Here is a 12467-nt window from a genome sequence, read left to right on the forward strand (position 1 = left end):
TTTGACTTTAGTAGAAAAAATTGGTTTTAATAGAAAATTGACTTTAATAAAAAATATAGTTGAGGTGATGGAATGGAACTTATTAAAAAAGGTATTAAGATGAGCTGTATTGCAAAAGAAGCTACATCCCAGGTGTCTGTCGATGATGATTTTATACTTGGTGAGTCAAAGCCAGATATAGATAGGATAATTAACGAAGCCGGAACGATATATATTGATGAAATACGTCCATCAAAGGACAGGGTTGCAATCTCTGGTAATCTGTCATTTGATATATTGTATTTTAATGATGAGAGTCATAGTGTACATAGTATGAGTGGAAGTATTCCTTTTAAGGAATATATCAATATAGATAGTGATAACGAGAATGAGGATCTTAGAATAAGATGGGATATAGATGATCTTGCCATAAGAATAGTTAATTCAAGAAAGATAAGTGTAAGAGCAATTATGAGTTTTCTCATAAAGACAACGTCATGCAGAGATCTTGATGTTCTTACACAGATAAGTGGTGATGACAGGATATATACGTTGCAAAGAGATATTACATATATTAATCTTTTGGCAGATAAAAAAGATTCAATGAGAATAAAAGAAGAGATTCCACTTGAAAAGAATAAACCTGACATACTTGAGATATTATGGAAGAATATTAATATAAGAAATATTGAAGTGCGGCCGATGCCTGATGTTCTTAAGATAAAAGGGGAACTTCTCTTATTTATATTATATAAAGGAGAAGAAGATGAACTTGTTATGGAATGGCAGGAGACAGTTATACCTTTTTTAGCAGAAGTCGAGATGCCGGGAATTGATGAGAATGTTATCCCTAATGTATCATTTAAGACGACTAATAGTATTGTTGATGCCAAACCGGATGAGAATGGTGAGAATAGAGTAATAATGGTTGATTTATTATCTGAACTTGAGATAAAAATCTATAATGAAGAGAATACGCAGGTTATTGATGATGTATATTCTACGACAGTTGATATAAAGCCGGAGTATGAGAATGCAGAATATGAAGAACTTCTGATTAATAATAGTATACGAAGTAAGTTTGATGGGATGTTACGATATAAGAATGAAGAAGCTGGAATATTACAGTTTATTTTTGCAAAAGGTGACGCAAAGATTGATGATATATCAAGTGAAGATGGTATTCTTACGATTGAAGGGGCTATTATAACGCAGATAATGTATGTGTCGCATGATGATATGCATCCATTTGGAACGATAAGAGGAGAAGTGCCATTTACATTGACTACTGAACTAACAGATACAAGTGATGAGGTTGTGATTGATGTTAATTCATGTGTAGAACAGATATATGCGTCAGTTGCGGATGACGAACATATTAATGTGAGAGGTAATGTGAGTGCAGGTATTTTTGCAAGAAAAAAGAGACAGATTAATATGATTACAACACTTAATGAAGAACCTTATGATAATTCCAGACTTATTACGATTCCGGGAATTACAGGATATGTTGTGAAAAAAGATGATACTTTGTGGAAAATTGCTAAAGAACATCATTCAAGTGTGGATAGTATAAAAGAGGTTAATGGCATATCTGGTGATCATATAAATACCGGGGACAGAATTATTGTTGTGAGAATATCATAGAGATGATAATTAATTGCATAATATAGAACAATTCGTATGCAGCAGATCTAAGATTAGTATAATTAAATCTGCAATACAAATTTACAAGGATCTTCCCACCATCTAAAGGTAGTAGGAAGAGCCTATGACGAATATAAGGATTTTATATATGAAATAGCGCAGCGGGTAACTGACTGCGCTATTTGGTTAAATTTGTATTGTTTTTTTAGCGTATTTTGTTTATAATATACTGTATACATTATGCAAAGGTGATTAATATGAATAAAATTAAGTTAAGAGCAATGGCAAAGATTAATCTTGGCCTTGATGTGGTTAAGAGAAGAGAAGACGGATATCATGAAGTAAGAATGATAATGCAGACTATTAAGATGTACGACAAGATAACAATTAGGAAGAGAGATGATAATGAGATAAAAGTTAAGACTAATCTCTATTATCTTCCAACAGATGAGAATAATCTTGTATACAAGGCTGCGAAGCTGATACTTGAGAAGTATGAAGTTGGGCAGGGAGTTGAGATTACACTTGAGAAGTTCATACCTGTTGCGGCAGGAATGGCAGGCGGCAGTTCAGATGCAGCGGCAGTTCTGTATGGAATTAACAAGATATTCAAGCTAAGAGCGACTAAGAATGAACTTATGGAGCTTGGAGTTAAGATAGGAGCAGATGTTCCATATTGTATTATGAGAGGAACAGCACTTGCAGAAGGAATCGGCGAGAAGCTTACACCTCTTAAAGCTGTACCTAAGACTACAATTCTTATAGCAAAGCCGTCATTTGGAGTATCAACAAAGTTTGTATATGAGAATCTGGTACTTGATGAGAATACACCTCATCCTGATATCGATGGAATTATCGACAGTATTAATGAAGGTGATATATATAGTTTGTCAGACAGAATTGGTAATGTGCTTGAGACAGTAACAGCTAAGGAATATCCTCAGATTGAAGAGATTAAGAATATAATGAAGCAAAATGGTGCACTTAATGCTCTTATGAGTGGAAGCGGACCAACAGTATTTGGTATATTTGATAACAAAGAAGATGCTAATCGATGCAAACAGCTTTTAAAAGGGAAACTTGTAAAACAGGTATTTGTGACGGAGACATTTAATTAATATATAGTGATACCTATGCATATCTAATGCGATATATGTGAAAAGTTTAGAAACATACAAGCGGGATGATAATCCCACGATATGCGAATACCCAGTAGAATTGTGGGAGTGCGTAGCACGGAACAATTCGTAGGCATCAAAGTCGGGGTTTTTGTCCCCGACATCATATAAATATTATAATAACAAGAGGAAAAATATTATGATGGAAGACAGTTTAAAAGTAACAATTAATGAATATCTGCCACTTAGGGATGTAGTATTCAATACATTAAGGCAGGCAATTCTAAAAGGTGAGTTAAAGCCGGGCGAGAGACTTATGGAGATTCAGCTTGCAAAACGTCTTGGAGTAAGCCGTACACCTATAAGAGAAGCTATAAGAAAGCTTGAACTTGAGGGACTTGTAGTTATGATTCCAAGAAAAGGTGCAGAAGTAGCCAAGATTACAGAGAAGGATCTAAGAGATGTTCTTGAAGTAAGATGCACACTTGAAGAGTTAGCTGTATCACTTGCAGCATGCAATATCAAAAAAGAAGATGTAGCAGTACTTGAAGAGAAGAATAATGAATTTATCGAATCGATTGGAAGAGATAATGTTGTTGAGATGGCAGAAGCAGATGTTAACTTCCATGATGCGATATATGCACTTACTGATAATGCAAGACTTATTCAGATTCTTAATAATCTCAGAGAGCAGATGTACAGATACAGATTTGAATATATTAAGGACTCAGATAAGAGAAAGACACTTGTAGAAGAACATAAGATAATAATAGAAGCACTTGCAAACAAAGATATAGAAGCAGTTAAAAAAGCAGTAAGACAGCATATCGAGAATCAGGAGAAGAATGTAATTAAAGCTATTAACACAACTAAGTAGCTATAAGTTAATAGATTTAGAGAATATTCATGAAGATTTTATGGTAGTGAGTATATCTTGCAGAGCATATACAAATGTATAAAAACAGATAGTAAGGCAGTCATATGAGGATAAAGGAATCTAATGATGACTGCTTTGCGTATATTATAAGTTAGATGTATACAAATTAGAGAAACGTCAATAATGATATTAGAATACATAATAATATCAGGAGGACGTAGAGTTATGGGAAATGTGAGACGTATAATAGGAGCCTTTCTTATAGTATTTATACTTATAGTATTTTTTATGATGAAAGCAAGAGAGATGTCTTATGATAGCAAACAGACAAAACAGACTAGTGTATGTGTTGAGACGATGGCACAGAAGATATTAAGATTTCATATAAGAGCCAAGGACGATTCAGACAGTGAGCAGCAGTTAAAATTGTATGTTAAAGATTATGTTTTAAGCTATATGGGTGAGCTTACTAAAGATTGTGAGAACGTAGCTGTGGCAAGAGAAACACTTAGTGCAAAAATTGATGATATAGAGAATGTCGCAGACAGAGCAATAGAGGAATATTATCTTGATAATGTATATATGGAATCTGATAATGCGATAAGCTATGAAGATTATATTAGTGAACATAGAGCCAGTGTATACATAGGACGGGAGTATTTTCCAGTAAAAATATATGGGGAATATACATTTCCACAAGGTGAATATGAGGCTCTTATAGTAGATATAGGTGCAGGTGATGGCAGAAACTGGTGGTGTGTATTATATCCACCACTATGTTATGCTGATGCTATTCATCCGGAAGAAAGTGATGATTCAAGACAAAAATTAAAAGACGTTTTAACAAATGAAGAATATGATATAATATTAACTAAAGCTAAGGACAAAAAGATAAAAGTACATTTCAAATATCTTACTTTTTTAAATGAACTGTTTGATATAGAGTGATATAATATATCGGATATTAGATTTAAAAGATAATTGTTAGTAATACTTTTGTTTTGTAGGAATTAGATGAGATAATAAAATATAGTTGAATATTTTTAAGAATAAGGTTAAAATTAAATAAGGTGTATAAAGCACCGGGCAATAATTGTCTTACATATTGTGAGACAGAAAGAGGGTAAGATAATGAGCAAGAAGAATATAGCAGTTTTGTTTGGTGGACAGTCATCAGAACACGAAGTTTCATGTGTATCTGTTCAGACTGTAATTGCTAATATAAATCAGGATAATTACAATATATTGATTATAGGTATTACAAAAGAAGGTAAATGGTTAAAAGTTGATTCAGTTGATGATATCAAGTCAGGCGAATGGGTTAATGGTAAAGTATCAGCAGTTATATCACCGGATGCTACAATGAGAGGCGTTATCCTTATTGATGGCAATAAGACAACTGTTGAGAAGATAGATGTTGTATTCCCTGTTCTTCATGGATTATATGGTGAAGACGGAACAGTTCAGGGTGTTCTTGAACTTGCAAGAATTCCATATGTAGGTTGTGGCGTTCTTGCTTCAAGTGTATCAATGGATAAGATATATACTAAGATAATCGTAGATACACTTGGAATACGTCAGGCAGATTATGTAATAGTAAGAAAGAATGATCTTAATGATATGGATAGTGTTGTAGCTAAGATAGAAGCTAAGATAGCATATCCTGTATTTATAAAACCATCTAATGCAGGTTCATCAAGAGGTGTATCAAAAGCAGAGAACAGAGAAGCTCTTATTGATGGACTTTATGAAGCAGCAAAGCATGACAGAAAGATTCTTGTCGAAGAGACTATTATCGGTCGTGAGATAGAATGTGCAGTCCTTGGAAGTGGTGAAGTAAGAGCGTCAGGAGTAGGCGAGATTCTTGCAGCATCAGATGCGACATTCTATGATTTTGATGCCAAATATAATAATGCTGATTCTAAGACAGTTATATCACCGGATCTTCCAGCTGAGACAGTTGAAAAAGTTAGAACAGATGCAGTTGAGATATTCAAAGCAGTAGATGGTTATGGATTATCACGAGTTGACTTCTTTGTTACAAGGGATACTAATGAAGTTGTATTTAATGAGATTAATACACTTCCAGGATTTACAGCAATCAGCATGTATCCAATGTTATGGGAAGCAAAAGGAATTGGCAAGCCACAGCTTGTTGAGAAGTTAATACAGAGTGCGTTGGTAAGATTCGAAGGATAGGAGAAAACGGGTTATGAGTAATGATTCACCAATAGGAGTATTTGACTCAGGAGTTGGCGGACTGACAGTCGCAAGAGAGATTATGAGACAGATTCCAAATGAGAGAATTGTCTATTTTGGTGATACAGCAAGAGTACCTTATGGAAGTAAGTCAAAAGATACTATTATAAGATACTCAAAACAGATAATAAGATTTCTTCTTACACAGAATGTAAAAGCGATTGTTATTGCATGTAATACAGCCAGTGCTTTTGCACTTGAAGAATGTAAGAAGGAATTTGATATACCGATTATTGGTGTTGTAAAGCCTGGTGCGAAAGTTGCATCAGAAGCAACTAATAATGGAAGAATTGGAATTATTGGAACAGAAGGAACAATTAATTCTAAGATATATTCGGAATTCATCCATGAGATTAATCCTGACATCAAGGTATTTGGAAAACCATGTCCTTTATTTGTTCCACTTGTAGAAGAAGGGCTTCTTAATGACCCTGTGACAGATGAGATTGCGTCAAGATATCTTAGTGAATTCAAAGATAAGGATATTGATACGCTTGTACTTGGATGTACACATTATCCACTTATAAGATCAACTGTAAGAAGAACAGTTGGAGATAAAGTTACACTTGTTAATCCGGCTTATGAGACTGCAATAGAACTTAGACATCTTCTTGACAAGAAGCATATAGCTAATATTAAGGAATATGATTCACCAAGTCAGATGTACAAATTCTATGTAAGTGATGCAGCAAAGAAGTTTAAGGACTTTGCCAATTCAATATTACCATTTGATATTCTTACAACACAGCAGATTAATATTGACGAATATTAGAAAGATTATTAGAGGTGAGAGATGACAAAAGAAGTAATTATATCCATTTCAGGACTTCCGACAGATATGGATGAAGACGACTGTGAAGCTGTTGAAGTGATAAGTTTTGGTAACTATTATCTGAAGAATGGAAAACATTATGTAAAATATGAAGAAGTTAAAGAAAAACAGAATAAAGTCACAAGTTCTATGCTAAAATTTACTGATGAAAAAGTAGAGTTAAAGCGATACGGCGGACTTAGTGCCCAGATGGAATTTGAAGCAGGCGTTAAATATGTAACATGTTATCATACAGATTATGGTGATATTACAATAGGATTTGCTACTAATGAGATCGAGATTCATGAAGAAGAAGAGCTTATAGAGATAAGACTTGATTACAATCTTGAACTTAATGAAGAAGATGCCGGAAGATGTAACGTTATAATTAAGATAGTTCCACAAGGTAAAGAGTTTCGGTTGAGAAAATAGAAGCAGGAGAGCTGACTTTGATAAAGTCTACATAGTAATATCTATGAGATGTTGTATATAAACTTAAAAGATAACAATATATAAGATATAAAAGACTATATATAAATTTAAAAGATAGCAATATGTAAGATATAAAAGACTATATATAAACTTAAAAGATAACAACATATAAAAACCGGTTACGATTATAAATCGCAACCGGTTTTTATATGTTGTTAAAATGAACTAATAATGAACTGAGATTATATTATTAGTAATTAGTTTTTCTTTGACTTCTTTGAAGTTGTATCTTTTGCTTCTTCTGTTTTAGAAGATTTTTTAAATCTGTCGAAGAATTTCTTCTTCTTAGGTGGCTGGTTAGCTACTTTAACAGGTTTAAAAGATTTGAAGTTAGTAAGGTACATACCACTTATTGTACCTCTTCCTTCTGTCTTAACTGGAAGAGCATCAAATATCTTCTCGTCTGCTATAAGTGTCATAATCTGAGGACCAATCTTGGCTTTGACAATAGGAAGTTTGGCCTTTCTTAAATATTTTGGTGTCTGTTCAAGCACAACTTTTGGAAGGTTGGCTTCCGACATCTTCATTTTTTTCTTGTCAATAATCAACATATTAACAGTCTGTGCAGCAGCTTCAATAGCCTCTTTCTGCGCATCTGCTTTTTTCATAGCTTTGCGTCCAAAGAAATACAGAACTCCAAGAATGATTAATAACACGATTATTATTCCTAGAATTATTTTCCAAACCATGAATAAACCCCGCTGTTATTAGATACATAACAGCTTTCCTTTCTTAAATTATTATTGCATACTTACTCTAAAGTATAACTGATATTATTCATTTTAACATTAATCTTACAAAAAAGAAATAGTATTTTTTGCTTATGCAGATTACTTTAGATTCTTAATCGTATCCATAAGTGTATGCGCAACTTCACTCTTAGTCATTACAGGTAATGGAGTGAGAGTATCTTTGGTTATTAACGTTACTTTGTTAGTATCGATGCCAAATCCTGCACCTTCATCTTTAACATTGTTGGCTAATATCATATCAAGGTTTTTCTTTTCAAGTTTTGTTCTTGAATTCTCGATCATATTCTCGGTTTCCATTGAGAATCCGACAAGAATCTGAGAATCTGACTTGTGTTCACCAAGATATTTTAGAATATCAGTAGTACGCTTAAGTGCAATAGACATATCGTCATCTGATTTTTTGACTTTGTTATCATAAGTGATGGCAGGTGTATAATCAGCAACAGCAGCTGTCTTAATGATATAATCCATGTCTTTGTAAGAATCTTTTACAGCTTCAAACATATCTGCTGCAGATACTACATCAACAACTTTGACAAATGGTGGTGGTGTAATAGAAGTTTTGCCGCTTACAAGAGTGACATCTGCACCTCGTAACATACAGTCTCTTGCGATAGCATATCCCATCTTGCCTGTTGAATGATTAGTTATATATCTTACAGGATCAATAGCTTCTCTTGTAGGACCGGCTGTTACAAGAACCTTTTTACCGGCAAGGTCTTTGTCATATTGAACTTCTCTTAGTATATAATCAAGAAGTACTGTCTCAGAAGGCATCTTGCCGGCACCTATATCACCACATGCGAGATAGCCATTGTCTGGTTCAATAACTTCCATGTCAAATCTTTTTAACTTAGCGATATTATCCTGAACGATAGGATTATAATACATATTAGTATTCATTGCCGGTGAGATAATCTTCTTGCATGGACATGCCATAATAGTTGTTGTAAGCATATCATCAGCAATTCCATTGGCAATCTTACCAATGACATTAGCTGATGCCGGAGCTACAAGAACTACATCAGCACGCTTTGCAAGTGCAACATGCTCAACGCTATATTGAAAGTTACGGTCGAATGTGTCAACCAGACATTTATTGCCTGTAAGAGTCTCAAAAGTGATAGGATTAATGAAGTTGGTAGCGTTTTTAGTCATTAATACCTGCACATCACATTGTAGTTTTTTTAACATACTTGCAAGGTTAGCAATCTTATAAGCTGCTATACTTCCTGTTACAGCAAGTACAATAGTCTTTCCTTTTAACATAGATTAATCATTCCTTTTTTTATTTAATAGTAGAATCTATACCATTTTATTAATAGTGAAATCATACAACTATTTACTGTTTAATATTGTGTTGCAATTCACTATTATTAGTTCTTATGTTGTCTGTTAATTTTAAGAAGAACTTTGCCTATTGCACAGGTAAGAATACCGGCAACAATAGCTTCTGGAACACCCTGAGTTCCGATTACTGTGAGAATTACACCATATAGTGTGTTATATGCGAGTCCTCTGGCACTTGCGTAAGAAGAACCAAATAAGACAAATATACCATTCATTACAAGTAGTGTATTGGTAAGAGAACCTGCAACGCCTGCAATTACAAGAGCTGTAGCTTCGCCACCTTTTTTGCTGTTAAAAAGCTTTTTTATAAGTACAAATACATAGTAAGCAACTATACCAATGAGTATTCGTGGAACAAAGCATACAATAAGACTCTTAATTCCACCATGGACACCTGCTGCTGTATAGAATGGTGAAAATACGAATGATGTAAGGTTAGGATTAACAGTATTATTAATAAGGCTTGTAAGACCAAATATACCACCTAAGAATCCACCATATACAGGACCAAGAATAATGGCACCGATAATGACCGGAATGTGTATAATTGTTGCATTCATAAAACCGAGTGGAATATATCCAAGATAAGGTGTGAATGACATGATTAAGATAATGGCTGTGAACATGGCTGCCATTACAAGTTTGCTTGTTTTTAGTGACTGATTTTTCATTTTATAATTCCTCCTGTTACTACTCTGCCTTTCGCAGATATAATACATATAGTTATGATGAGATAAGCTTTTGTTCTTTTGTAATTAATAGTACCTCTGGCCCGCATACCATGCCATAAAGCCTATACTGTAAGAACCTATTGCCAAATATCAGACATCACAGCTATTATAACAGAATAGACTTAACCTAACAATAATATCGGATTAAAAATAGTATATGTATGAAAAAAAATAATAAAAAGATTGATAAAAATTTAACGAAAATATTGCCAAAAAATTATCATTCTGCTATACTAAGCCCATGTATTTAAGAAGTGATAAAAATCTGGTAAAAGATAAGTATCTTTAAGCTAGAACTATCAGGAAGTATAAGATGCATAAGGGAATATAATAATAATTAATAAGAAGAGCAAAGGAGTTATATAGTATGAGCGAGAGAAATTTAACATTATTAACAGATTTATATGAATTGACAATGATGCAGGGATATTTTAAGAATAAGACCAATGAGATGGTTGTATTCGATGCATTCTACAGAAAGAATCCATCAGGAGGTGGATATGCAATCGCATGTGGACTTGATCAGGTGATTGATTATATTAAGAATCTTCATTTTGAGAAGGAAGATATAGATTATCTTAGAAGTGTAGGTTTATTTGAAGAGGATTTCTTAGATTATCTTGCTAACTTTAGATTCTCAGGAGATATATATGCAATACCTGAAGGAACAGTTGTATTTCCAAGAGAACCACTTGTTAAAGTTGTTGCACCTATAATGGAAGCACAGCTTGTAGAGACAGCTATTCTTAATATAATTAATCATCAGAGCCTTATCGCTACTAAAGCTGCAAGAGTATGTTATGCAGCTAAGGGTGATGGAATTATGGAATTCGGACTTAGAAGAGCACAAGGACCTGATGCAGGTGTTCTTGGTGCAAGAGCTGCTGTAATCGGCGGATGTATTGGAACAAGTTGTGTTCTTACAGGACAATTATACAATGTACCGGTTAAGGGAACACATGCACATAGCTGGATAATGAGCTTCCCTGATGAATATACAGCATTCAAGAAGTATTCAGAACTTTATCCACAGGCATGTATACTTCTTGTAGATACATATGATACATTAAAATCAGGTGTGCCAAATGCTATCAAAGTATTCAAGGAGATGAGAGCAGCCGGAATACCACTTACATTCTATGGAATAAGACTTGACAGTGGTGACCTTGCATATCTCTCTAAGAAAGCAAGAAAGATGTTAGATGCAGAAGGATTCACAGATGCAGTTATATCAGCATCAAGTGATCTTGATGAATATCTTATAGACAGCTTAAAATCACAGGGAGCAGCCATTACATCATGGGGTGTTGGAACTAATCTTATAACTTCTAAAGACTGTCCGGCTTTTGGTGGTGTATATAAGCTTGCAGCTGTTATGAACGAAGAGACTGGGGAATTTATTCCTAAGATAAAACTCTCAGAGAATACAGAGAAGATAACTAATCCTGGTAATAAGACAGTATATCGTATATATGAGAAAGAATCAGGTAAGATAAAAGCAGATCTTATATCACTTGTTGATGATAAGTTTGATGAGACAAAAGACTTAAGGATATTCGATCCAATCGAGACATGGAAGAAGACAACATTAAAAGCAGGCGAATATACTATGAGAGAACTTCTTGTAAAAGTATTTGATAAAGGTGAGTGTGTATATGAATCACCTGCTGTAATGGATATAAGAGATTATTGTCTTAGAGAACAGGATACACTATGGGAAGAGACTAGAAGACTTGTCAATCCTCATGAAGTTTATGTCGATTTATCAGATAATTTATACAAAATTAAAAAAGCATTACTTGACACATTCGATTCTACAAAATAATATAGTAGGTGGGCGTAATTGCCCACTTACTATTTTTTTGTAGAAAAGGGAAAACAAATATGAACATGAATAATCTTTTAATTTTAATCAATCGTAACCATCCTGTAACAGAGGAGTACGCACCAGAAGATCTTGCAGTAGTTGATATTCCATCAGCTGATGAAGGAGAAGAGTTCGAACTTAGAATGGAAGCTAAGGAAGCGTTAGAGCGAATGGTAAACGATGCTAAGAAGGAAGGACTCTCAATCTGTGGTGTAGCAGGATATAGATCATTTGAGACACAGAAAGAGATATATACAGAATCAATAGTAAAACAGGGACTTACTCATACAAGAATGTATATAGCATTTCCGGGAACAAGTGAACATCAGACAGGACTTGCAGTTGATCTGTCAACACCAATATGTAATAATGAAGTAACACAGGATTTTAAGGATACAAAAGAATATGAGTGGCTTCTTAATAACTCATACAGATATGGATTCATATTAAGATATCCAGAAGGAAGCGAGAACATAACAGGATATGGTTATGAATCATGGCATTTTAGATATGTAACAGTTGAACATGCAAAGAATATATACGATAAAAAAATGGTATTGGAAGAATACTGCCAGTTAGTGTAG

General features: G+C 34.0%; 12 protein-coding genes. 9 read left to right on the forward strand and 3 right to left on the reverse strand.

Features of this window, described 5'->3' with window-relative positions; translation table 11 throughout:
- The first annotated feature begins 72 nt into the window (after nt 1-72).
- From KQI85_RS12030 to KQI85_RS12060, 7 genes are all read left to right on the forward strand, one after another.
- Nucleotides 73-1626: an SPOCS domain-containing protein gene (locus tag KQI85_RS12030; RefSeq protein ID WP_216576324.1), complete on the forward strand. Its 1554-nt coding sequence runs from the start codon at nt 73-75 to the stop codon at nt 1624-1626.
- Between the two features lie 257 nt (nt 1627-1883).
- On the forward strand, nt 1884-2744 hold the full coding sequence (gene ispE / locus KQI85_RS12035; RefSeq protein ID WP_216576325.1) for a 4-(cytidine 5'-diphospho)-2-C-methyl-D-erythritol kinase: 861 nt from the start codon (nt 1884-1886) through the stop codon (nt 2742-2744).
- Nucleotides 2745-2946: 202 nt separating this feature from the next.
- A complete protein-coding gene (locus KQI85_RS12040) occupies nt 2947-3621 on the forward strand; it encodes a GntR family transcriptional regulator (protein ID WP_216576358.1) in 675 nt (224 codons plus the stop codon).
- Nucleotides 3622-3846: 225 nt separating this feature from the next.
- Nucleotides 3847-4569, forward strand: coding sequence for a stage II sporulation protein R (locus tag KQI85_RS12045; protein WP_216576326.1), 723 nt, complete (start codon nt 3847-3849; stop codon nt 4567-4569).
- A 183-nt stretch (nt 4570-4752) separates the two neighbouring features.
- Complete coding sequence (locus KQI85_RS12050; protein ID WP_216576327.1) at nt 4753-5820, forward strand: D-alanine--D-alanine ligase family protein; 1068 nt, start codon at nt 4753-4755, stop codon at nt 5818-5820.
- 13 nt (nt 5821-5833) lie between these two features.
- Nucleotides 5834-6652, forward strand: coding sequence for a glutamate racemase (gene murI / locus KQI85_RS12055; RefSeq protein WP_216576328.1), 819 nt, complete (start codon nt 5834-5836; stop codon nt 6650-6652).
- 21 nt (nt 6653-6673) lie between these two features.
- Complete coding sequence (locus tag KQI85_RS12060) at nt 6674-7123, forward strand: DUF1934 domain-containing protein (RefSeq protein WP_216576329.1); 450 nt, start codon at nt 6674-6676, stop codon at nt 7121-7123.
- Nucleotides 7124-7380: 257 nt separating this feature from the next.
- Here the strand turns inward: KQI85_RS12060 and KQI85_RS12065 are convergent, their stop codons facing one another.
- From KQI85_RS12065 to KQI85_RS12075, 3 genes are all read right to left on the reverse strand, one after another.
- Complete coding sequence (locus KQI85_RS12065; RefSeq protein WP_216576330.1) at nt 7381-7872, reverse strand: hypothetical protein; 492 nt, start codon at nt 7870-7872, stop codon at nt 7381-7383.
- Nucleotides 7873-8013: 141 nt separating this feature from the next.
- Complete coding sequence (gene coaBC / locus KQI85_RS12070; RefSeq protein ID WP_216576331.1) at nt 8014-9204, reverse strand: bifunctional phosphopantothenoylcysteine decarboxylase/phosphopantothenate--cysteine ligase CoaBC; 1191 nt, start codon at nt 9202-9204, stop codon at nt 8014-8016.
- Nucleotides 9205-9311: 107 nt separating this feature from the next.
- Nucleotides 9312-9956 carry an ECF transporter S component gene (locus tag KQI85_RS12075; RefSeq protein ID WP_216576332.1) on the reverse strand — a complete coding sequence of 215 codons (645 nt, stop codon included), beginning with the start codon at nt 9954-9956 and terminating at the stop codon, nt 9312-9314.
- 427 nt (nt 9957-10383) lie between these two features.
- Between KQI85_RS12075 and KQI85_RS12080 the strand changes: the two genes are divergently transcribed.
- Together KQI85_RS12080 and KQI85_RS12085 are read left to right on the forward strand one after the other, a co-directional pair.
- Complete coding sequence (locus tag KQI85_RS12080; RefSeq protein WP_216576333.1) at nt 10384-11841, forward strand: nicotinate phosphoribosyltransferase; 1458 nt, start codon at nt 10384-10386, stop codon at nt 11839-11841.
- A 59-nt stretch (nt 11842-11900) separates the two neighbouring features.
- A complete protein-coding gene (locus tag KQI85_RS12085) occupies nt 11901-12467 on the forward strand; it encodes a D-alanyl-D-alanine carboxypeptidase family protein (RefSeq protein ID WP_216576334.1) in 567 nt (188 codons plus the stop codon).

The sequence above is a fragment of the Falcatimonas sp. MSJ-15 genome (genome assembly GCF_018918265.1).
Lineage (GTDB): Bacteria > Bacillota > Clostridia > Lachnospirales > Lachnospiraceae > Falcatimonas.

Bases quoted from the DNA above. Each gene is read 5' to 3' on its own strand.
- ispE (WP_216576325.1), top strand. From the start codon at position 1,884: ATGAATAAAATTAAGTTAAGAGCAATGGCAAAGATTAATCTTGGCCTT.
- coaBC (WP_216576331.1), bottom strand. From the start codon at position 9,204: ATGTTAAAAGGAAAGACTATTGTACTTGCTGTAACAGGAAGTATAGCA.
- murI (WP_216576328.1), top strand. From the start codon at position 5,834: ATGAGTAATGATTCACCAATAGGAGTATTTGACTCAGGAGTTGGCGGA.
- KQI85_RS12045 (WP_216576326.1), top strand. From the start codon at position 3,847: ATGGGAAATGTGAGACGTATAATAGGAGCCTTTCTTATAGTATTTATA.
- KQI85_RS12085 (WP_216576334.1), top strand. From the start codon at position 11,901: ATGAACATGAATAATCTTTTAATTTTAATCAATCGTAACCATCCTGTA.
- KQI85_RS12050 (WP_216576327.1), top strand. From the start codon at position 4,753: ATGAGCAAGAAGAATATAGCAGTTTTGTTTGGTGGACAGTCATCAGAA.
- KQI85_RS12065 (WP_216576330.1), bottom strand. From the start codon at position 7,872: ATGGTTTGGAAAATAATTCTAGGAATAATAATCGTGTTATTAATCATT.
- KQI85_RS12040 (WP_216576358.1), top strand. From the start codon at position 2,947: ATGGAAGACAGTTTAAAAGTAACAATTAATGAATATCTGCCACTTAGG.
- KQI85_RS12030 (WP_216576324.1), top strand. From the start codon at position 73: ATGGAACTTATTAAAAAAGGTATTAAGATGAGCTGTATTGCAAAAGAA.
- KQI85_RS12075 (WP_216576332.1), bottom strand. From the start codon at position 9,956: ATGAAAAATCAGTCACTAAAAACAAGCAAACTTGTAATGGCAGCCATG.
- KQI85_RS12060 (WP_216576329.1), top strand. From the start codon at position 6,674: ATGACAAAAGAAGTAATTATATCCATTTCAGGACTTCCGACAGATATG.
- KQI85_RS12080 (WP_216576333.1), top strand. From the start codon at position 10,384: ATGAGCGAGAGAAATTTAACATTATTAACAGATTTATATGAATTGACA.